This is a genomic window from Bariatricus sp. SGI.154, assembly GCF_050313795.1.
Classification (GTDB): domain Bacteria; phylum Bacillota; class Clostridia; order Lachnospirales; family Lachnospiraceae; genus CAMBRQ01.
In genome coordinates this window covers 45132-66170 of record NZ_JBNPMC010000015.1, presented here as the reverse complement: position 1 = coordinate 66170, position 21039 = coordinate 45132, and the positions used below count along the sequence as shown (strand labels likewise).

Below are 21039 nucleotides of genomic sequence, written 5' to 3'. Positions count from 1 at the left end.
TTTTAAGTTATACTTCCTACGATTGAATAAATTTACAAAAGGAGAGAGAACAGTGAATAAACCAGAGAAAAAAGGTGCAGAATATGAATTTTATGGAAAACTGCCATTAAAGAGAGCAATTCCTCTCGGACTACAGCATGTACTTGCGATGTTTGTAGGAAACTTAACCCCATTATTAATTATTACCGGAGCCTGTGGAATGGGTGCAGGCAGCGAATTCGCAGATCTACAGGTAGATCTGCTGCAGAATGCGATGTTAGTGGCAGGTATTGTGACGTTAGTTCAGTTGTATGCGATTGGACCAATCGGTGGTAAAGTGCCGATTATCATGGGAACCAGTTCCGGATTCATCGGCGTGTTCAACAGTGTGGCGCAGGTGATGGGCGGTGGAGTCCTGGCTTATGGAGCAATTATGTGTGCATCCATCATCGGTGGACTTTTTGAGACGGTATTGGGCTTCCTGATTAAGCCGTTAAGGAGATTCTTCCCGGCGGTTGTTACGGGTACGGTTGTATTATCCATTGGATTGTCGCTGATCGCAGTGGGCGTGAATTCCTTTGGAGGCGGCAATACGGCAGCGGATTTCGGTTCTCTTGAGAATCTTCTGCTTGGCGGAATCGTACTGATTGTGATTGTAGTTCTGAAGCATTGCACAAAGGGGATGACCAGTGCATCTTCTATCTTGATCGGTATTATCGTTGGCTATATCGTAGCGGCGATTATGGGAATCGTCTTGCCGACTACAGGCGTGGATGCTGATGGCGTAGAGTATACGAAGGCGTGGGTCCTGAACTGGGATAAACTGGCTCAGGCAGACTGGATCTCACTTCCAAAACTGCTTCCGGTTAAGCCGGTATTCGACTGGAGAGCAATTCTTCCAATCATGATTATGTTCATTGTAACAGCGGTTGAGACTGTTGGAGATATCTCTGGCGTTATGGAAGGCGGTATGGGACGTGAGGCTACGGATACAGAATTGTCCGGCGGCGTGACTTGTGATGGAATTGGTTCTTCATTCGCTGCATTATTCGGCGTGCTTCCGAATACATCATTCAGCCAGAATGTCGGACTGGTTACGATGACCAAGATCGTGAATCGGTTTGCGCTGGCAACAGGTGCCGTATTCCTGATTCTGTGCGGTCTGTTCCCGAAACTGGCAGCGTTGATCTCCATTATGCCTCAGAGCGTGCTTGGCGGAGCAGCGGTTATGATGTTTTCTTCTATTGTTGTGAGCGGTATCCAGTTAATTACCAAGGAACCGATGACAGCAAGAAATATTACAATCGTGTCAGTTGCGCTGGGACTTGGATATGGAATCGGATCAAATAGCGGAGTTCTGGCTCAGTTGCCGAATACGATCCAGTTAATCTTCGGAGGTTCTGGTATTGTGCCGGCGGCATTGGTTGCAATGATTCTCAATATCGTACTGCCAAAAGATGAGAATGCGGCTGAGTAGATAGAATAGCGAGTGTTGCATGGATGCTTATGGAGGATGGAAACTATGTTGAAGATCAAAGAATATGTAAAAGCAGAGAGCCTTGAGCAGGCATATGAACTGAATCAGAAGAAGTCTAACTGTATACTGGGAGGTATGCTGTGGCTTAAGATGTCTGATCGGACGGTTCAGAAGGCAATTGATCTGTCTGGACTGGGGCTGGATACCATCGAAGAGACAGAAGACTCTTTCTCTATAGGGTGCATGGTAACGCTTCGGCAGTTAGAACTGCATCCGAGGCTGAACGAGTGGACGAATGGAGCAATCAGAGATTGTGTGAAGGATATTGTAGGCGTACAGTTTCGGAATCTGGCTACGATAGGGGGCAGTATCTTCGGAAGATTCGGTTTCTCCGATGTATTGACTTGTTTTCTTGCGTTAGATACGTATGTTGAATTGTATCAGAGCGGTGTAATCCCGCTGGAACAGTTTGTTGGGATAAAGAGAGACAGGGACATTCTGGTTCGCATTATTGTAAAGAAGACACCTGTAAAATGTGTTTATATGACACATCGGAATGCGAAGACGGATTTCCCGGTACTGGCTTGTGCGGCAGCATTGTCCGGGCAGACAGATAACTGCCGGGGCTATGTTGTGGCAGGTGCAAGACCGGGACGTGCGATTCGTATTGAGATTGGAACTGAAGAGGTTATGCGACTAAGAAAGGGCGCCTATACGAAAGAAGACCTTAGAAGTCTGGCGGCTGGATTAGCGAAGGATATACCAATGGACAGCAATATGCGTGCCAGTGCCGAGTATCGGAGTCATCTGGCAGAGGTTCTGCTATTCCGGTGTCTTAGTACATTGCAGGAGAGAGGAGGAGAGGTATAGCCATGAAGGTTAAAATCGTATTGAACGGAAAGACCAGAGAAGATGAGATTAACAGCGATCAGTTGTTGATTGATTATGTAAGATCTCATGGCTGTTATAGTGTGAAACGTGGCTGTGAGACCTCCAATTGCGGATTATGCACGGTATTCCTGGATGGCAAGCCGATTCTGTCCTGTTCGCTTTTGACTGCAAGAGCAGACGGTCACCGTGTGGAGACGCTGGAAGGACTTCAGAAAGAGGCAGAGGAATTTGGCGCATTTGTTGCAGACCAGGGGGCGGAGCAGTGTGGTTTCTGCAATCCGGGGATGATTATGAATGCGATTGCATTGTTTCGGGAGAATCCAGATCCTTCCGAAGAGGAAATCAAGGAGTACCTGGCGGGAAATCTATGCAGATGTTCCGGCTATGAAGGTCAGTTAAGGGCGATAAAGCAATTCTTAGAGTATCGGAGAAGAGGGGGAGAATCATGCGAGTAGTCAGTCAGCCTGTCAGGAAGAAGGATGCGATGGCATTAGTTACGGGTAAGCCGGTATTCATGGATGATCTGGCACCTAAGGACTGCCTGATTGTGAAGGTGCTTAGAAGCCCTCATGCCAATGCGAATATCCTCTCTGTCAAGACGGATGTTGCCTTAAAGGTTCCGGGGATTGAAGTAATCTATACCTGGGAAGATGTGCCACAGGAGAGATTCACGATGGCAGGACAGACTTATCCGGAGCCAAGTCCGCAGGACCGCCTGATTCTAGATCGTCATGTTCGTTACGTGGGAGATCCGGTAGCGATTGTTGCCGGGGAGAATGAAGCGTGCGTAGACCGGGCCCTTCGTCTGATTAAAGTAGAATATGAGGTGCTGCCTGCGATTCTGGATTTCCATCAGGCAATGGATAACCCGATACTGGTGCATCCGGAAGATAACTGGGTGGTCTTATGTCCGGTAGGGGCGGATAATCAGAGAAATTTATGTGCGAGCGATGAATCTCACAATGGAGATGTGGATGCAGTGCTAAAAGATTGTGATGTGGTTGTGGAAGGTACTTATCATACCAAGGCAAATCAGCAGGCAATGATGGAGACATTCCGTACCGCTTGTTATATGGATGCATACGGAAGATTGAATATATTCAGTTCTACCCAGATCGTATTCCATGTTCGTAGAATCTTGGCCAAGGCGCTTGGAATCCCGAAGTCTAAGATCCGGGTTATGAAGCCTAGAATCGGAGGAGGATTCGGCGCGAAGCAGACGGTAGTGGCAGAAGTATTCCCTGCATTTGTAACCTGGAAGACCGGGAAACCATCGAAGATGATCTTTACCAGAGAAGAGTCTCAGGTGGCATCTTCTCCAAGACATGAGATGGAAGTAACTGTGAAAGTAGGAGCGATGAAGGATGGAAGAATCCGCGCAATGGATGTCTATACTCTGTCGAATACGGGAGCATACGGCGAGCATGGCCCTACTACGGTTGGTTTGTCCGGACACAAATCCATTCCGCTCTACGGTTCTTTGGAAGCCCATCGCTTTGCCTATGATGTAGTGTATACGAATGTCATGTCGGCGGGCGCATACAGAGGCTATGGTGCGACGCAGGGTATCTTCGCTGTAGAGTCAGCCGTGAATGAACTGGCTGACAGGCTGGGAATGGATCCGGTAGAACTGCGGGAGAAGAATATGGTACGTGAAGGACAGGTTATGCCGGCATACTACGGAGAGCAGACCAATAGTTGTGCTTTGGACAGGTGTCTTGAGCGTGCGGCATCTATGATTGGCTGGAAGGACAAACATCCTTGCAGGGATATGGGGAATGGCAAAGTACGAAGTGTAGGAATCGCCATGGCAATGCAGGGATCGGGAATTGCAGCAGTGGATGTAGGCTCGGCGACAATCAAATTGAATGAAGATGGAAGTTACACTCTGTTAATTGCAGCAGCGGATATGGGAACCGGATGCGATACTATATTAGCACAGATGGCTGCAGAGTGCATGGAGTGCTCTGTGGAGGATATTGCAGTTCTGGGAGCGGATACGGATTCCTCGCCATATGATTCGGGATCTTATGCATCTAGTACCACCTATGTAACAGGCAAGGCTGTGGAGCGTGCCTGTGCTCAGTTGAAAGAGAGGATTCTGGAAGTGGCAGGAGAGATGCTGGAAACATCTGCAGAAAAGTTAGTATTTGCGGGAGACCGGGTGGAAACTTTGGATCAGTCTGCATCTGTATCACTTGCAGAAGTAGGCTTTAAATCTATGGTAGGCAATAACCATGCGCTTCAGGTGACAGAGAGTAATAGTTCTCCGTTGTCGCCGCCGCCTTTCATGGCTGGAGCCGTTGAGATCGAACTGGACAAAGAGACTGGACACGTTGAGATCCTTGACTATGCGGCAGTTGTAGATTGTGGAACTGTTGTGAATCCGAATCTGGCAAGAGTCCAGACAGAAGGAGGCCTGGCACAGGGCATTGGCATGACTTTGTACGAAGACATCCAGTACGATGACAAAGGAAGGCTTCGTAATAACTCCTTTATGCAGTATAAGGTGCCTACGCGGTTGGATACCGGAAGAATGCGCGTGGAATTCGAGAGCAGTTATGAAGAGAGTGGTCCGTTCGGTGCGAAGTCCATCGGAGAGATTGTCATTAATACACCGGCTCCGGCGCTGGCCCATGCGATTTTTAATGCAACCGGACTTTGGTTCAAAGAACTTCCGATTACCAGCGAGAAGATTGCAATGGGAATTCTAGAAAGAAGTAAAAATGCTGAAAAGACCCCATTTTAGTTAGGGGTCTTTTCGATTGCGTTTTATTATGAAAACTTTGGTATGGAAAAAGTGAGACAGGAGGAAGTTTGTGTGGAAAGAGATATGACAACAGGCAGCCCGGCGAAAATAATATTGAACTTCACGATTCCCATCTTCATCGGAAATGTCTTTCAGCAATTTTACAGTATGGCAGATACGATTATTGTCGGCAAATTCGTGGGAAATGAGGCATTAGCGGCAGTTGGTTCCTGCGGAACGATTATGTTCCTGATTCTTGGATTTCTGCTTGGAATGACAGCAGGATTCACTGTTATCACAGCACAGCATTATGGGTCGGGGAATCTGAAGGCTATGCGCCAGTCAGTTGCATCAGCGGCGATCTTATCGGCAGTGGTATCCATTACGCTTACGATACTGAGTATGGCTATGATGAAGAATATTTTAAGATGGATGAATACCCCTGACGACATGTATGGTCAGGCATACAGTTACATTATGGTAATCTGCGGAGGAATTGTGGCTCAGGTACTCTACAATCTACTCGCAAGTATTCTAAGAGCCATCGGCGACAGCAAGCGTCCGCTGTATTTTTTAATACTGTCTGCATGTTTAAATATTGTACTGGATCTGGTATTTATCGTGATGTTTCATATGGGAGCGGCGGGTGCCGCGTATGCAACGGTAATCTCCCAGGGAATCTCCGGCTTGTTGTGCCTGGTATACATCTGGAAAAAGGTTCCGGTATTACGTCTTCGCAAAGAAGAGTGGAAAATGAACTGGGATCTGGCCAAGTGGCAGATGAGGGTTGGATTCCCTATGGCGTTCCAATACTCCATTACGGCGATTGGAACAATTGTAGTCCAGTCAGCGCTTAATATCTTAGGATCGGTTGCAGTTGCAGGATTTTCAGCAGCAGTGAAGATTGATCAGATTGTATCTCAGGCATATGTTGCTTTTGGAACTACTATGTCTACCTATTGTGCTCAGAATATAGGTGCTGGAAGGATTGACCGTATCAGGCAGGGATTTCGCAGTGCTACATGGATGGGAGAGATATATGCGGTTATTACAGGTGCTGCCGTTTTCTTTGGCGGCAAATATCTGACGGTGTTGTTCGTATCTGAGAATGTAAATGAGATTATGAATTATGTGGATATTTACTTAAAATGTGTTGGCGTTTCTGCTGTCATTCTGGTTATTGTGAATCTCTACCGCAACGGAATACAGGGGATGGGATATGGACTGCTCCCCATGACGGCCGGAATTGCAGAACTTATCGGTCGAAGTACAGCCGCAGTTGTAGGCTCCCATTATGGCAGTTACACTGGCATCTGCCTTGCTAGTCCAACGGCTTGGGTTTTGGCATCTACCTTGCTTTTGATAATGTATTTTCGTATTATGAAGCAAAAACAGTCTTCATAACATAATTTGCGTATAGCACAATTTCAAGGGAATGTTGCGGAAGCATATTCCCTTTTTTTTATTCATATGCTATACTTTATTACAAGTATGCGAAGGCATAATAGAACATGGACAAGGAGTACAAGACTATGAAAAGAGTATTGTTGAAACTCAGCGGGGAAGCCCTCGCAGGTGATAAAAAGACAGGATTCGATGAAGCAACCTGCATGGGAGTAGCCAAGCAGGTGAAGCAGTTAGTAGATGACGGTATCCAGGTTGCCATTGTTACCGGAGGCGGTAACTTCTGGAGAGGAAGAACCAGTGAGACAATCGACCGTGTAAAGGCTGACCAGATCGGGATGCTGGCTACGGTTATGAACTGTATCTATGTATCTGATATCTTCCGTTATGCAGGGATGAAGACAGAAGTATTCACACCTTTTGTATGTGGTGCATTTACCACCTTATTCTCTAAGGATGCAGCAGTTGAGGCACTGAATGAAGGCAAGGTAATCTTCTTCGCAGGAGGAACCGGACATCCTTATTTTTCAACGGATACAGGTGCTGTGCTTCGTGCGATTGAGATTGAGGCAGATGCTATGCTTCTGGCTAAGGCGATTGATGGAATCTATGACAGTGATCCGAAGGTGAATCCGGATGCGAAGAAGTATGATGAGATTTCTATCCAGGAGATCATTGATCAGAAGTTGATGGCAGTAGATTTGACTGCATCCATCATGTGCCTGGAGAACAAGATGCCGATGCTGGTATTCGGGCTGAATGAAGAGAATAGTATTGTAGAGACGATGACAGGAACATTTACAGGAACGAAAGTAACTGTATAAGAATAAGGGAGGACAAGAAACTATGAATGAAAGATTACAGGTATACGAAGACAAGATGAAGAAGACGATGGCAAACCTGGATGGGGATCTGGGAACCATCAGAGCCGGACGTGCGAATCCGAATGTATTGAATAAGATTATGGTTGATTACTATGGAGCACCATCTCCGATTCAGCAGGTGGCGAACGTATCTGTTCCTGAACCGCGTATGATTCAGATCCAGCCATGGGAGAAGAGTATGCTGAAGGTGATTGAGAAAGCGATCCAGGTATCAGACCTTGGAATTAACCCTACCAATGACGGTTCGACCATCCGCCTTGTATTCCCGGAACTGACTGAGGAACGCAGAAAAGAACTGGTGAAGGATGTTAAGAAGAAAGGAGAAGCAGCGAAGGTTGCTATCCGTAACATCCGCCGTGACGGTAACGATGCTTTCAAGAAACTGAAAGGATCTGATATCTCAGAGGATGAGATCAAGGATATGGGAGAACAGTTACAGAAACTGACTGATAAGTATATCAAAGAAGTTGACAAGGCAGTAGAAGTAAAATCAAAAGAAGTAATGACTGTTTAATGAGAGAGGGGGCAGACCAAAAGCCTTTGCGGAGGGTCTGTCCTTTCGTTCATGCAACACGTCTTTCTCTATGGAAGGAGATTGGAACTATGAATATACCGCAGCATGTTGCGATTATATTAGATGGGAATGGCCGCTGGGCGAAGTCTAAGGGAATGCCTCGTAATTACGGTCATGCCCAGGGCAGTAAGAACGTAGAACGTATCTGCGAAGATGCCTGGCGCATGGGAATCAAGTATTTAACGGTGTATGCATTCTCCACGGAGAATTGGAATCGTCCAAAGGACGAAGTGGATGCTCTGATGAAGCTGTTAAGGAACTATATGAAGACTTGTCTTAAGACGGCGGCAAAGAATGATATGAAGGTCCGGGTCATTGGAGATATCACAAGACTGGATGAAGATATCAGGAGCAGGATTCTGGAACTTGAGGAGGCTACGAAGAATAACGGTGGTCTGAATTTTCAGATCGCGATTAATTATGGGAGCAGGGATGAGATTATCCGTGCGGTAAGAATGCTTGCAAGAGATTGTGTGGATGGAAAAGTTGTACCGGAGCAGATAGATGAGCAGGTGCTGGAGCGTTATTTGGATACCCATGATATTCCTGATCCGGATCTGCTGATCCGTACCAGCGGGGAACTGAGGCTTTCCAATTATCTGTTGTGGCAGCTTGCATATACAGAATTTTATTTTACAGATGTTCCATGGCCGGACTTTACGAAGGAAGAGTTGACAAGGGCAATCGAGCAGTACAATGCCAGAGACCGGCGTTATGGTGGAGTGAAGGAGGAATAGAGATAAGATGTTTAAGACAAGGCTGTTAAGCGGAATCGTATTGGTGGTCATACTGATTGTGACAGTAGGCTTCGGCGGGAATCTGTTATTTGCATTCCTTGGAATTATCAGTTTGATCGGAATGTCTGAATTATATAAGGTTGTTGATGTGCATAATAAAGTATTAGGAGGCGTTGGCTACGTGGCAGCGGTCGCTTATTATGGAATCCTCTTGACAGGTCATATGGAATATGTGACGATGCTTACGATTCTGTTCCTGGTTTTGGTAATGGCGGTATATGTGTTTGCATATCCAACTTTCAGGGCAGAGCAGGTTATGACTGTATTCTTTGGGCTGTTCTATGTGGCAGTTATGCTGTCCTACGTATATCAGACCAGGATGCTTCCGGACGGCGGCGTAGTGGTATGGCTGATCTTCTTAAGTTCCTGGGGATGCGATACTTGTGCTTATTGTGTGGGAATGCTGATCGGCAAGCATAAGATGGCTCCAAAACTCAGCCCAAAGAAGTCTGTAGAAGGTGGAATCGGCGGAGTTGTGGGTGCGGCACTGCTTGGAATTCTCTTCGCGCTTGCTATGAACCAGTGGGGAGGAGCGGAGGCGAATCCACTGCATTATGCAATTATCTGTGGTGTTGGCGGTATGATCTCTCAGGTAGGTGATCTGGCAGCGTCAGCAATTAAGCGTAACCATGATATTAAGGACTATGGAAAATTAATTCCGGGACATGGCGGAATCCTGGATCGGTTTGACAGTGTAATATTCACAGCACCGATTATCTATTATCTGGCTACATTGCTTGCCGGTAATATCTAAGGTTGCCAGGCATCCGGAGGGAACTGCCGGTGGCAGGGCGTAGGTGGGAAGGATATTTGAAAGATTTTCCCACATATTATAGAAGAGAGGTATTGTATGAAGAAAATAGCCATATTGGGATCTACAGGTTCCATAGGAACTCAGACTTTGGAAGTTGTCAGAGAGAATGGGGATATCGAGGTTCTGGGGCTGGCGGCCGGAAGCAACATAGCACTGCTGGAAGAACAGATCCGGGAATTCCACCCACGTCTGGCGGCTGTATGGTCAGAAGAGAAAGCAAAGGAACTTAAGGGACGCATTGCAGATACGGACACCAAGGTCGTATCGGGCATGGATGGACTGATTGAAGTATCCGTTATGGAAGAGACTGAGATATTGGTGACAGCGATTGTAGGAATGATTGGCATCCGTCCTACAATTGAAGCAATCAAGGCTGAAAAAGATATTGCGCTTGCGAACAAGGAGACCTTAGTAACGGCGGGGCATATCATCATGCCATTGGCGGCTGAGAATGGTGTATCTATTCTTCCGGTGGATAGCGAACATAGCGCAATCTTCCAGTCCTTGCAGGGAAATGAGCATAAGGCGATTCATAAGATTCTGCTGACGGCTTCCGGTGGACCGTTCCGTGGGAAGAGACAGGAGGATTTACTGGAGATTGGACCTAAGGATGCTCTGAAGCATCCAAACTGGTCTATGGGACAGAAGATTACCATAGATTCATCTACGATGGTGAATAAGGGACTGGAAGTCATTGAAGCGAAATGGCTGTTTGGTGTTGATGTGGATCAGGTACAGGTTGTGGTACAGCCACAGAGTATTATTCATTCGATGGTTGAGTACGTAGATGGGGCAATCATGGCGGAACTTGGAACTCCGGATATGAAGCTGCCGATTCAGTATGCTCTTTATTATCCGGAGCGAAGATATCTTCCCGGAGACAGAGTGGACTTCTGGAACTTAGGAAAACTGGAATTCGAGAAGCCGGATATGGATACATTCTATGGTCTGCAGATGGCATATGAAGCCGGAAGAAGAGGAGGCTCCCTTCCGACAGTATTCAATGCAGCCAATGAGTTGGCAGTTAGTCAGTTCCTGAAGCGTCAGATCAAATATCTGGAGATCATGGAGATTATTGATGACTGTATGCGTGCGCATAAGAATATTGAGAATCCGACGCTTGAACAGATATTAGAGACAGAAGCAGCAACTTATGACAGAATTAACAGCAGGAGGTAACTTGCAACTTGGGTATTATATTAGCGATCATTATCTTTAGTTTCATCGTGTTCTTTCACGAACTGGGACATTTTCTACTGGCAAAAAAGAATGGGATTGATGTAGAGGAATTCGCATTAGGAATGGGACCGTCAATCTATTCCCGGGAATACAAGGGGACGAAATATGCGGTCCGGCTCTTCCCGATTGGCGGATTCTGTGCGATGGGGGAAGATGAGGAGGCGACAGATTCGCCGAATAATTTTAATAATAAGTCGGTCTGGGCGAGAATATCCGTAATTGCGGCAGGGCCTATCTTCAACTTTATACTGGCATTTATATTCTCCGTTATCTTAATTGCGATGATCGGTTATGATAAGCCGGTATTGAGTGGAGTCGAAGAGGGATATCCGGCGGCAGAAGCGGGGATGCAGGCAGGCGATACCATTGTGAAGATGGGGGATAAGAGGGTTCATATCTTCCGGGAGGTCAGCATATACAATCAGTTTCATCAAGGCGAGACGGTGGAAGTAACCTATATCCATGACGGAGAGAAGAAGACGGTTACACTGACTCCGAAGATGGATGAGGAACTGGGATATGCGCGGCTTGGAATCGCAAGTTCCGGTTATACGAAAGCGAATCCGCTGACTGCACTTCAGTATGGAGCATATGAAGTAAAGTATTGGATCAGTACGACGATAGAGAGTCTGAAGATGCTGGTGACCGGTCAGGTTGGCATGGATCAGATGTCGGGACCTGTCGGAATCGTAGATGTAGTGGATGATGCCTATGAGCAGAGCAGGTCGTATGGAGTATATGTGGTGCTGGCACAGATGTTATATATCGCAATTCTTATATCAGCAAATTTAGGAGTTATGAATCTGCTGCCGCTGCCGGCACTGGACGGCGGGCGTCTGGTATTCCTGTTCGTAGAAGCCATAAGAAGAAAACGAATACCGCCGGAGAAGGAAGGATATGTGCATATGATCGGAATTGCGCTTCTGATGGTTCTGATGGTATTTGTGATGTATAATGATATCAGAAGAGTATTCTTCTAAGAAAAAAATTTATAAGAAATATATACTGGCAGAAAGGGCAGATGCTTCGGTATCTGCCCTTGCGTTATCCCTACGATATGATCTTACGGTCTTAAGCCCATGCCGCCTTCCAGTGTAATGGTCTCGCCGCTCATATACTTGAAGTCCGGATGGGCCAGTTGAACACATACACGTCCGATCTCCAGTTCTGCATCACCGTAATGTCCTGCTGGTGGCATCTTTACATTAGCTTTGAATGCATCCGGATATGCTTTTTCGAAATTCTCTAATTGTGCAGTCCATGCCAGCGGACAGATGATGTTAACATTAATTCCGTCAGGTCCCCATTCCGTAGCGGCAACTCTGGTAAGACCGCGGATTCCTTCTTTGGCAGCAGCGTAAGCACTTTGTCCGTAATTACCGAACAGCCCGGCTCCTGATGCAAAGTTGATAACAGATCCTTTCGTTTCCTTAAGATAAGGATAGCAAGCCTTCATGTAGTAGAATGCAGCATAAAGCCCGGAGTAAAGTGCCAGATTGAATTGATCTGTCGTATGTTCTGCCAATGGAACACCGGATGCAGAAGCCTGCGCATTGTTGATCAATACATCGATGCGTCCGAAGGTGTCGATGGCTTGTTTTACCACATTGGCAACAACAGCTTCATTGTCAGCCCCGGCATTGACATCTGCCTGAACTGTGAGGACTTTGATCCCATGACGGCTTTCTAACTCTTCTTTGGCGGCGGTAAGTTTCTGGACATTACGTCCTGTGATTACTAGATTAGCACCTTCCTTTGCATAAGCAGTAGCGATACCATATCCGATAGATCCACATCTTCCATCACTTAAAACAGCCCTTCCGGCACCTGTAATAATAGCAGTTTTCCCTGTTAAAAATCCCATAATATGCATCTCCTATACATTTTTGATGTATGAATGTTATCACAAATAATAGAATTGTACAATAAATATGGCGAAAGTAGTTTATTTAACAGAATTGTATGTTTATTAACAAACAAATGACGTGATTGAACTATATAAAAGCGAGTTGTTTTATGCAAGATGACAAAAAAGAATAGTAGAAAAATCTGAAAATATAGTTTGGAAAATAGAATAATAAAAAAATGGGAATAAAATGCAAAAATATATTGACAAATAAAAACTATGCTGATATTATATAACCATAAAATAACAAATCGAAATTGTAAGACAGACGCGAGCTGTAAACAAATTGGTTGTTATTATCGTCAACATAAGTGTTGAAAAGTTCCTGAGAACATAAGGCGCTAAGTATCGGGAAAGAGAATTTATGAAAGGAAGGTACGGACCACCAAGAACGTAGATTAAAAATAATCGGAGTTAAAAGAAAGAGGTATTATCCAATGGACAATGAATCAAGATAAAGGCGGATGCGAATTAGTAGAATTGGCATCCGTCTTTATTATATGCATTATAAAGAATCAGTATTTGTAAAAATAGAAGAGTATATAGAGATAGGAATTATCTGTGCAGAAACATGGCGGATAATTCCTATTATTGTATTATGAAAGATTCAGATCAATATTGAAATAATCATAGTGAAGTATTACTATATAAATGTTGTTGATTAAAAAGATGACAATTATCATAATATGATTAGAGGAAATAATAATGGAAACGAATAAAAAGAATATTCTGTATCTGCATATTGCGGTCATGCTATTTAGTCTGTCAGGCGTGGCAGCACAATTCGTAGAAGTGCCGTCAATTACAGTGGCTATGGGAAGGGTGACGTGTTCTTCCATCTTGCTATTATGCATGATACTGGTGAAGAAAGAATCTCTGAAACTGGCAGATAAGAAAGATTACGTAGGGATTATGATGACGGGAATTGTCCTGGCTGTGCATTGGTCTACATTCTTTCAGTCGATACAGGTATCATCCGTGGCGATAGGAACCATTACGTTCTCTACATTTCCGCTGTTTTTGACTTTTCTTGAACCGCTTGTATTTCATGAGAAATTCAGCAGGCAGAGTATAATTAGCGCGATTCTTCTTATGATAGGAGTTTTTATCACGATTCCAGAGTTTTCGTTGGAAAATCAGATGACAATAGGAATTATATGGGGAATGGTAAGCAGTGTGACTTATGCGGTCCTGACCCTGGCGAACCGGTACTTTTCCGGGAAATATGAGGGAAAACTGGTATGTTTCTATGAGCAGGGAACGGCAGCGGTTGTGTTGCTTCCCACCCTGCTTTTTATAGAGGTACATTGGCGGACTGCGGATGTGCTTGGCGTTGCCTTTGTCGGATTCATCTGCACTGCATTCGCATATACATTATATGTATCAGCGCAGAGAGGAGTGAAAGCACAGACGGCGGGGCTGATCTCCGGGATGGAGACAGTCTATGGCATCCTCTATGCATTGGTACTGCTTGGAGAGATTCCGTCTGTGCGGGAACTGATCGGGGGAGCGGTAATCATGGGAGTTGCAGTCTATTCTTCCTTGCGGAAGAAATAGTTCCCCTATTGATAGCGTTTATTCAAAGAGAAGCCGCGTCCCCTGACTTCGCATACCCGGCTTACAATCATAAAACTCTCAGGATCAATCTCGTGGATCAGTTTCTCTACTTTTGGAAGTTCGCGGTTGGAGATCACGCTTAAGACAACGGATGATTTCTTATGCAGATAACCACTCTCGGCTTCCAGAAGCGTAACACCTCGGTCAATTCGTGTCAGAATTGCTTCGCGGATCTCATCGGATCTGTCGCTGATTACTTTCACCTCAGTTCTATTCGTACCCATCAGAAGCATCTTATCCAATACCATGGTATAGATTAGAACCAGTACCACGCCGTACAGGATGTTCTCGGCAGGTCTGAATAGCGCCTGAGACAGAAGAATGCATACGTCAAAAGCATACATGCTGATGGAAACGGGTATCCGCAAGGTCTTTTGAAGCAGCAGCGGAGGGATATCCATTCCCCCGGTGGAGGCTCCGGAGCGGATTACGATTCCAAGGGCGATTCCGATACCGAATCCGGAGAACAGGGTACACAATAATATATCCTGCGTCAGCACATAATCCCCTATGAATTGTTCAAAGAGTTCCAGTGCCATTGGGTATAGGAATGTGCTTGCCAGAGTCGTGATAGCGAAAGATTTCCCTAATGAAATATATCCCAGGATAAGCATGGTGATGTTAAAAACCAGGACGAATGCTGAGACCTTGATATGGAACAGATGGTTCACGGTAAGTGCGATACCGGTGGTACCGCCTGTTACTAGGCCTGACGGCAGCAGGAATAACTTGACTGTCAGTGCATATAGAGCATTGCCTAATACTACGGCGAACAGAGATGACAGTGTCTGATAAAATGGTCTTCTTGTATTCATAATATTCTCCCTTCGATTATTTCCTGAATAATAAAAAACACGTTTGCCAGGAAGATTTTCCCTAACAAACGTGGATCAAGGCTGTGCCTAATACATAGATATCATACTAAAATATGATTGAAAATGTCAAGATGAAAATCGTATGTGATTTTTCTGTCAAACATCCCCCTACGGGGCTTGCGGAAGATTCCGTGTTTTTTTAACATATAGATAGAATTCGTAATACTTTCGTGAAAGTGATGTGTGGAGGGATTGGCTGATGAAAAGGAATGTATTTACACGATTGTTAACAGGAATCATGGCAATTAGTATGCTAAGTGCATGTGGCTCTTCTGATACAGCAAAGGAGGATCATGTCGAAGAAGATAAGAAAGATGAGTTAGTAGTTGCAGTAGGAGATATGACAGAAGGAGACTATGATGCCTGTCAGGGATATACCATGTATGGCACGAATATCTTCTATTCTTCACTTCTGAAGATTAATAAAGAGATTGAGACGGAAGGAGATCTGGCAAAGGATTATCAGATTAGCGAAGATGGGATGATCTATACATTCCATCTTCGGGATGATGTCAAGTTCTCGGATGGGGAAATTGTTACGGCAGAAGATGTGGTATTTACTTATGAGACTGCGAAGGAGACCGGGGCGAGTGTGGATCTGACTATGATGGATAAAGTAGAAGCGTTAGATGATACAACGGTTCAGTTTACACTGAATAAAGCGTATTCGCCATTCATAAGGACAGTGGCTTTACAGGGAATCGTTGCCGAACATGCATATGGGGATGACTATGCTGCGAATCCGGTTGCAAGCGGACCGTTCAAAGTGAAGCAGTTGGATGTGGGACAGCAGTTGATCGTGGAACCGAATGAATATTATGATGGGGAGCAGTCGGAGTTTACACAGATTACATTTCTAAATATCGATGAAGAGACGGCGTTGTCTTATGCACAGGCAGGTACTCTGGATGTGGTTAAGATCAATCCGGAATATGCCTATGAGGAAGTAGATGGAATGCATCTGGAGACGTATGCAACATCGGATAACCGGGGATTCGCGCTCCCTTGTATTCCTGAGACGAAGACAGAGGATGGAACCATTGTGGGGAATAATGCAACCTGCGATGTGGCAGTGAGAAAGGCGCTGAATATCGGAATCGACAGGGAAGAGATTATTGAAAATGCGCTCAATGGAATCGGGACGCCTTCCTGGGTAAGGTTCGAGAACCTGCCGTGGGCAAATGAAGAACCGGGACTGGAAGACGGACAGGTGGAAGAGGCGTGCAAACTTCTGGAAGAAGCAGGATGGGTAGATACGGATGGTGATGGTGTCCGTGAAAAGGATGGCAGAGAGTGCAAACTGACGATTACCGGACGTACCGATGATCTGCAGAGATATAATCTTGCGGTAGCGTTTGCAGAGAATGCAGAGAAACTTGGAATCAAGATTACGGCAGAAGCGAAGGATTGGACGACCTGTAAGGAGGAAGGAAGAAGGAATCCTACCTGTATCGGTACGGGAGATTATAATTTTATTGATGTGTACAATGCATTTGCTTCGGAGTTCGCAGATCCATTGAGTGTGAGTCTGAGCAATGCCGCAATGTATATGAATGAGACGGTGGATGGATATCTTGAGCAGGCACTTGCGGCTACGACAGAAGAAGAGGCTGTCGAATATCTAAAGAAGGCGCAGTATGACGGGGAGACAGGACCGAATGTGGATTATCCCTATATCTGGCTGGTGAATATTGACCATACATACTTTATCAGAGATGGACTGGATGTAGGAACACAGATGATCCACCCTCATGGACACGGACTTCCGATCATTCAGAATATGAATGAGTGGAAATATATTGCCGAGTAAAGGAATGAATCGTGATGATGAATATGATGAAATATATAGCGGGCACACTGTTTCGGATGCTTCTGCTGCTTGTGGGAGTATCTCTGGTCAGTTTTATTCTGGTCGTATCTTCTCCGATTGATCCGGTGGAAGCGTATGTGGGCTCGGAATCGAATATATCTCAGGAGCAGAAGGATGTGATCGCTGAATACTGGGGACTGAATGATCCCCCGGTTCAGCGATATCTTACGTGGATCAGGAATCTTCTGCATGGGGATATGGGAACATCGATTGCATTCAAGAAGCCGGTAGTGCAGGTGCTGGAAGAGCGATTTATTACTTCGGCGGCATTGATGCTTACGGCATGGGTGATATCCGGTGTGCTGGGGTTCATGCTTGGAGTTGTGGCGGGAACTTTCTCGGATAGTCTGGCAGATCGGGTGCTCAAGACCTTCTGTTTTGTGATGTCATCTACGCCGGCATTCTGGATTGGGCTATTGTTGCTGGTTGTATTCGCAGTTCACCTGGGCTGGTTCCCGGTAGGGTTCTCGGTTCCGGTGGGAAAGGCGGCGAGTGAAGTGACCATCTGGGAGAGAATCCATCATCTGGTATTGCCTGCATTGACGCTGAGTATTACCGGTGTATCGAATATTGCCCTTCATACAAGGCAGAAGATGATGGATGTTATGAAGAGTGAATATGTATTATTTGCCAGAGCCAGGGGAGAGAGCCGCTGGCAGATTGTAAAGCGTCATGGATTGCGTAATATTGCGATTCCTGCGATTACCTTGCAGTTTGCGTCATTCAGCGAGTTATTTGGCGGCAGTGTGCTGGCTGAACAGGTATTTTCCTATCCGGGGCTTGGCAATGCTGCGACGATTGCGGGGCTTAAGGGGGATGTGCCGATGCTGCTTGGAGTGGCGATGTTCTCGGTTGTCTTTGTATTCGTAGGAAATTTCATTGCGAATCTCCTGTATGGGCTTCTGAATCCTGAGATCAGGGAGGGTGGCAGAGTATGAGGAATGTGAATCGAAGAACGAAAACACTGCTTCTTATAGGGATGATCTGTGTGATATTATTGGGAATTGCAGCCTCTGGCCTGGTGATGAATCCAGAGAGTTATGCACCTGACTATGCTGCAAAAAAACTGCCGCCGTCGGCGGCACACTGGTTCGGAACGGATTATCTGGGACGGGATATGTTCTGTCGGACGATAAAGGGACTGTCCACCAGTATTTTGCTTGGAACTTTGGCAGCGGGCGTCAGTGCGGTGATAGCGCTGGTCTTCGGAATTTTATCTGCTACGGTTGGAGGCGTGATTGATAAGATGATCTCCTATCTGGTGGATCTGTTTATGGGAATTCCGCACCTGGTACTTCTGATGCTGATATCATTTGCTTTGGGAAAGGGGCTAAAAGGTGTGATTATCGGAATTGCGCTGACTCACTGGCCGAATCTTACCAGAGTAATTCGCGCGGAGGTGCTGCAGATTAAGAATATGCAGTATGTAAAAGCAGCCGAGAGATTCGGGAGGACGAAGGTGCAGATCGCATGTGAGCATATCATACCACATGTGATTCCGCAGTTCATTGTAGGTCTGATTCTGTTATTCCCTCACGCGATCCTGCATGAGGCGGGAGTCACTTTCCTGGGATTCGGTCTGGGTGTGGATACGCCGGCGATTGGGATTATCTTATCAGAGGCGCTGAAGCATATCTCTACAGGGATGTGGTGGCTGGTATTTTTCCCGGGAATGCTGTTAGTTATGGTGGTGATGCTGTTCGATAAATTGGGCGATGATATCAAGTTATTGATTGATCCGATGAGCGCGCAGGAGTAGGAGGAAGAGATGGAACATAAGGAACCTATATTGGATATTAAGAATCTGTCCGTATCTTTTCGTATGTATGAGAAAGGATTGGAGCAGAAAGACTTAAAAGTAATCAGTAATCTGAATATCCATGTGGATGAGGGAGAGATCCTGGCGATCGTGGGTTCTTCCGGTTCTGGGAAAAGTCTGCTGGCAAGCACTGTCTTGGGAATTCTTCCTAAGAATGCATCGGTAACGGGCGATATGCGTTATTATGGACAGCCGATGACGATAGAATTGCAGCAGCGGCTTCGGGGACGGGAGATTGCGTTGGTACCTCAGTCTGTGGAGTATCTTGACCCACTGATGAAGACGGGAAAGCAGGTGGTCGGAGTAAGAGGAACGAAGGAAAAACAGAGGCTTGCATTCAAGCGTTATGGGCTTCAAAGAGAAGTGGAAGAACTGTATCCTTTCCAACTGTCCGGAGGCATGGCGCGAAGGGTTCTTGTCTCTACGGCGGTAATCGGGGATGCGAAACTGATTGTTGCAGATGAGCCGACACCCGGGATGAGTAAGGCTATGGCAGAAGAAGCCATGAGCAATTTTCGGACGCTGGCAGATGAGGGGAAGGGAATCATTCTGATCACACACGATATTGATCTTGCGTTTGAGTATGCAGACCGGATTGCGATATTCTATGCAGGAACGACGGTGGAGACGGCTTTGGCAGAGGATTTTGGCAGAGGACCGGAAGCACTTCGGCATCCCTATTCGAAGGCATTGTGGGAGGCACTTCCACAGAACGGATTCAAGCCGATTCCAGGTACACAGCCATATGCAGGTTCTATTCCGGGTGGCTGTCTGTTTGCGCCCCGATGTCTGTATAAGACGGAGGAATGTCTGGGGGAGATTCCGATGCGTACTTTGCGCGGAGGGGAGGTGTGCTGTATTCATGCTGATTGAGGCAAAGGATATTTGTTTTTCTTATAGGAAGAATCGAAGCATACTGGAACATGTGGACTTCACGATGGATGCAGGAGAACGGGTTGCGCTTGTAGGACCGTCCGGATGCGGCAAGAGTACACTGGCTCAGATCCTGGCGGGTTACTTAAAGCCTGAGAGCGGAACCATCTTATTCGAGGGAAAACCACTTCCAAGGAAAGGGTATTGTCCGGTACAACTCATCTATCAGCATCCGGAGAAAGCGGTGAATCCCAGATGGAAACTGAGTCGGACACTGACGGAAGGCTGGGAGCCGCAGGAGGAACTGCTTAAGTGGATGGGAATTGAGAAGGAGTGGCTGTCCAGATACCCGGCAGAATTATCGGGAGGAGAGTTGCAGCGGTTCTGTATCGCAAGGGCTATGAGTCCTAAGACCAGATGCGTGATTGCGGATGAGATGACTGCGATGCTGGATGTGATCACGCAGGCACAGATCTGGGATGTAATGCTTAAGATGGCAGAGCGAAGGAAACTGGGGCTTCTGGTTGTGACACATCGTATGGAACTGGCAGAGAGGATATGTACGAGAGTGGTGAGATTCGAGGAGTTGGTGGAAGAGAATCCGGCTAACGTGTTATAGTGATTAATCATACAGACATGTGGAAGGGCTGCCTTACAGAATTATCATCTGTAAGACAGCCCCAATGTTAACATAAAGATATAGTATTTATTCTGAAATCAGCCAGTCAATTAAATTGATGGATTTTATACCATCATAGGAAGAATCCATTCCGGTATTCATGGAAAGAACTATCTTCTCATATGCTTCCAGCAGTGCATTTACATAGGCTTGAACTGTATGAGCACGAGGTGTTCCTTTTCGATTGCCATCTTCGAGCAGTCCTTCGTTCAACAGAGTGTTTCCAATAGAGGAGACAGATATACTGCTTCCGATGTTATCTGCAAGAAACATGACAATCTTTTTCAAGAGAACAGAGTCTGTGATTCTTTTTTGTCCTCTGCGATTTTCCCGTTCAAGAATATCTCTTATAATTACGGTAGAGTAGATGCCCTCAAGTAACACCCATGCTTTTTCTTGGTCTAATCCTACATCGGCAATACCCGGCATTCCTCCAAATCGCATATAAGCATCGAAAACCTCACGAAGCTCATAATGTTCCCCTGTTTTATCAAAGACCTGTTTGCGGGTGCCACCTAACGCGCTTTTTGAAGTTTATGCACTGAAGTGCAAAAACTATCAAAATTCGACTATTTTTGCACTCTACAAGAAG

At 45.9% G+C, this 21039-nt stretch carries 20 protein-coding genes; 17 read left to right on the top strand and 3 right to left on the bottom strand.

The window, feature by feature from the left end:
• The first annotated feature begins 52 nt into the window (after positions 1 to 52).
• From ACQRBN_RS08780 to rseP, 11 genes are all read left to right on the top strand, one after another.
• Positions 53 to 1456 carry a uracil-xanthine permease family protein gene (locus tag ACQRBN_RS08780; protein ID WP_427738631.1) on the top strand — a complete coding sequence of 468 codons (1404 nt, stop codon included), beginning with the start codon at positions 53 to 55 and terminating at the stop codon, positions 1454 to 1456.
• 45 nt (positions 1457 to 1501) lie between these two features.
• Positions 1502 to 2326, top strand: a complete 825-nt coding sequence (locus ACQRBN_RS08775; RefSeq protein WP_427738630.1) for an FAD binding domain-containing protein — start codon at positions 1502 to 1504, stop codon at positions 2324 to 2326.
• Between the two features lie 2 nt (positions 2327 to 2328).
• Positions 2329 to 2802: a (2Fe-2S)-binding protein gene (locus tag ACQRBN_RS08770; protein WP_427738629.1), complete on the top strand. Its 474-nt coding sequence runs from the start codon at positions 2329 to 2331 to the stop codon at positions 2800 to 2802.
• The gene (locus tag ACQRBN_RS08765; RefSeq protein ID WP_427738628.1) at positions 2793 to 5096 is read left to right on the top strand and encodes a xanthine dehydrogenase family protein molybdopterin-binding subunit; all 2304 of its coding nucleotides are present in this window, start codon (positions 2793 to 2795) and stop codon (positions 5094 to 5096) included. The genes ACQRBN_RS08770 and ACQRBN_RS08765 overlap by 10 nt, the downstream gene beginning before the upstream one ends.
• A 72-nt stretch (positions 5097 to 5168) precedes the next feature.
• Positions 5169 to 6500 carry an MATE family efflux transporter gene (locus ACQRBN_RS08760; RefSeq protein WP_427738627.1) on the top strand — a complete coding sequence of 444 codons (1332 nt, stop codon included), beginning with the start codon at positions 5169 to 5171 and terminating at the stop codon, positions 6498 to 6500.
• A 128-nt stretch (positions 6501 to 6628) separates the two neighbouring features.
• The gene (gene pyrH, locus ACQRBN_RS08755; RefSeq protein ID WP_427738626.1) at positions 6629 to 7324 is read left to right on the top strand and encodes a UMP kinase; all 696 of its coding nucleotides are present in this window, start codon (positions 6629 to 6631) and stop codon (positions 7322 to 7324) included.
• 22 nt (positions 7325 to 7346) lie between these two features.
• Positions 7347 to 7898 (top strand): ribosome recycling factor, encoded by a 552-nt coding sequence (gene frr, locus ACQRBN_RS08750; RefSeq protein ID WP_427738625.1) that lies wholly within the window; start codon positions 7347 to 7349, stop codon positions 7896 to 7898.
• 80 nt (positions 7899 to 7978) lie between these two features.
• On the top strand, positions 7979 to 8695 hold the full coding sequence (locus ACQRBN_RS08745; RefSeq protein WP_427738639.1) for an isoprenyl transferase: 717 nt from the start codon (positions 7979 to 7981) through the stop codon (positions 8693 to 8695).
• A gap of 7 nt (positions 8696 to 8702) precedes the next feature.
• Positions 8703 to 9509 (top strand): phosphatidate cytidylyltransferase, encoded by an 807-nt coding sequence (locus tag ACQRBN_RS08740; protein ID WP_427738624.1) that lies wholly within the window; start codon positions 8703 to 8705, stop codon positions 9507 to 9509.
• 96 nt (positions 9510 to 9605) lie between these two features.
• Complete coding sequence (locus tag ACQRBN_RS08735; protein ID WP_427738623.1) at positions 9606 to 10748, top strand: 1-deoxy-D-xylulose-5-phosphate reductoisomerase; 1143 nt, start codon at positions 9606 to 9608, stop codon at positions 10746 to 10748.
• An 8-nt stretch (positions 10749 to 10756) separates the two neighbouring features.
• A complete protein-coding gene (rseP, locus tag ACQRBN_RS08730; protein WP_427738622.1) occupies positions 10757 to 11788 on the top strand; it encodes an RIP metalloprotease RseP in 1032 nt (343 codons plus the stop codon).
• 83 nt (positions 11789 to 11871) lie between these two features.
• On the opposite strand, the gene ACQRBN_RS08725 is transcribed toward rseP, so the two are convergent.
• Positions 11872 to 12672: an SDR family NAD(P)-dependent oxidoreductase gene (locus tag ACQRBN_RS08725; protein WP_427738621.1), complete on the bottom strand. Its 801-nt coding sequence runs from the start codon at positions 12670 to 12672 to the stop codon at positions 11872 to 11874.
• A 747-nt stretch (positions 12673 to 13419) separates the two neighbouring features.
• Here ACQRBN_RS08725 and ACQRBN_RS08720 point away from each other — a divergent pair.
• Positions 13420 to 14271, top strand: a complete 852-nt coding sequence (locus ACQRBN_RS08720; protein ID WP_427738619.1) for a DMT family transporter — start codon at positions 13420 to 13422, stop codon at positions 14269 to 14271.
• Between the two features lie 5 nt (positions 14272 to 14276).
• On the opposite strand, the gene ACQRBN_RS08715 is transcribed toward ACQRBN_RS08720, so the two are convergent.
• Positions 14277 to 15146 carry a YitT family protein gene (locus ACQRBN_RS08715; RefSeq protein WP_427738618.1) on the bottom strand — a complete coding sequence of 290 codons (870 nt, stop codon included), beginning with the start codon at positions 15144 to 15146 and terminating at the stop codon, positions 14277 to 14279.
• Positions 15147 to 15405: 259 nt separating this feature from the next.
• Here ACQRBN_RS08715 and ACQRBN_RS08710 point away from each other — a divergent pair, with 259 nt between their 5' ends.
• From ACQRBN_RS08710 to ACQRBN_RS08690, 5 genes are read left to right on the top strand one after another with little or no spacing between them, the layout of a single operon-like run.
• Positions 15406 to 17016 carry an ABC transporter substrate-binding protein gene (locus ACQRBN_RS08710; RefSeq protein ID WP_427738617.1) on the top strand — a complete coding sequence of 537 codons (1611 nt, stop codon included), beginning with the start codon at positions 15406 to 15408 and terminating at the stop codon, positions 17014 to 17016.
• 14 nt (positions 17017 to 17030) lie between these two features.
• Complete coding sequence (locus tag ACQRBN_RS08705; RefSeq protein WP_427738616.1) at positions 17031 to 18014, top strand: ABC transporter permease; 984 nt, start codon at positions 17031 to 17033, stop codon at positions 18012 to 18014.
• Positions 18011 to 18835 (top strand): ABC transporter permease, encoded by an 825-nt coding sequence (locus ACQRBN_RS08700; protein WP_427738615.1) that lies wholly within the window; start codon positions 18011 to 18013, stop codon positions 18833 to 18835. Before ACQRBN_RS08705 ends, ACQRBN_RS08700 begins: the two co-directional genes overlap by 4 nt.
• A 9-nt stretch (positions 18836 to 18844) precedes the next feature.
• Positions 18845 to 19768 (top strand): oligopeptide/dipeptide ABC transporter ATP-binding protein, encoded by a 924-nt coding sequence (locus tag ACQRBN_RS08695; RefSeq protein ID WP_427738614.1) that lies wholly within the window; start codon positions 18845 to 18847, stop codon positions 19766 to 19768.
• A complete protein-coding gene (locus ACQRBN_RS08690) occupies positions 19758 to 20387 on the top strand; it encodes an ABC transporter ATP-binding protein (RefSeq protein WP_427738613.1) in 630 nt (209 codons plus the stop codon). The genes ACQRBN_RS08695 and ACQRBN_RS08690 overlap by 11 nt, the downstream gene beginning before the upstream one ends.
• An 87-nt stretch (positions 20388 to 20474) precedes the next feature.
• Here the strand turns inward: ACQRBN_RS08690 and ACQRBN_RS08685 are convergent, their stop codons facing one another.
• Complete coding sequence (locus ACQRBN_RS08685) at positions 20475 to 20891, bottom strand: hypothetical protein (RefSeq protein WP_427738612.1); 417 nt, start codon at positions 20889 to 20891, stop codon at positions 20475 to 20477.
• Positions 20892 to 21039 lie beyond the last annotated feature (148 nt).

Excerpts from the sequence above, each read along its gene's own strand:
- ACQRBN_RS08740 (WP_427738624.1), top strand. The coding sequence starts at position 8,703 with ATGTTTAAGACAAGGCTGTTAAGCGGAATCGTATTGGTGGTCATACTG.
- ACQRBN_RS08705 (WP_427738616.1), top strand. The coding sequence starts at position 17,031 with ATGATGAATATGATGAAATATATAGCGGGCACACTGTTTCGGATGCTT.
- ACQRBN_RS08700 (WP_427738615.1), top strand. The coding sequence starts at position 18,011 with ATGAGGAATGTGAATCGAAGAACGAAAACACTGCTTCTTATAGGGATG.
- frr (WP_427738625.1), top strand. The coding sequence starts at position 7,347 with ATGAATGAAAGATTACAGGTATACGAAGACAAGATGAAGAAGACGATG.
- ACQRBN_RS08685 (WP_427738612.1), bottom strand. The coding sequence starts at position 20,891 with ATGCGATTTGGAGGAATGCCGGGTATTGCCGATGTAGGATTAGACCAA.
- ACQRBN_RS08715 (WP_427738618.1), bottom strand. The coding sequence starts at position 15,146 with ATGAATACAAGAAGACCATTTTATCAGACACTGTCATCTCTGTTCGCC.
- ACQRBN_RS08695 (WP_427738614.1), top strand. The coding sequence starts at position 18,845 with ATGGAACATAAGGAACCTATATTGGATATTAAGAATCTGTCCGTATCT.
- ACQRBN_RS08720 (WP_427738619.1), top strand. The coding sequence starts at position 13,420 with ATGGAAACGAATAAAAAGAATATTCTGTATCTGCATATTGCGGTCATG.
- pyrH (WP_427738626.1), top strand. The coding sequence starts at position 6,629 with ATGAAAAGAGTATTGTTGAAACTCAGCGGGGAAGCCCTCGCAGGTGAT.
- ACQRBN_RS08770 (WP_427738629.1), top strand. The coding sequence starts at position 2,329 with ATGAAGGTTAAAATCGTATTGAACGGAAAGACCAGAGAAGATGAGATT.
- ACQRBN_RS08725 (WP_427738621.1), bottom strand. The coding sequence starts at position 12,672 with ATGGGATTTTTAACAGGGAAAACTGCTATTATTACAGGTGCCGGAAGG.
- ACQRBN_RS08710 (WP_427738617.1), top strand. The coding sequence starts at position 15,406 with ATGAAAAGGAATGTATTTACACGATTGTTAACAGGAATCATGGCAATT.
- ACQRBN_RS08735 (WP_427738623.1), top strand. The coding sequence starts at position 9,606 with ATGAAGAAAATAGCCATATTGGGATCTACAGGTTCCATAGGAACTCAG.
- ACQRBN_RS08765 (WP_427738628.1), top strand. The coding sequence starts at position 2,793 with ATGCGAGTAGTCAGTCAGCCTGTCAGGAAGAAGGATGCGATGGCATTA.
- ACQRBN_RS08775 (WP_427738630.1), top strand. The coding sequence starts at position 1,502 with ATGTTGAAGATCAAAGAATATGTAAAAGCAGAGAGCCTTGAGCAGGCA.
- ACQRBN_RS08690 (WP_427738613.1), top strand. The coding sequence starts at position 19,758 with ATGCTGATTGAGGCAAAGGATATTTGTTTTTCTTATAGGAAGAATCGA.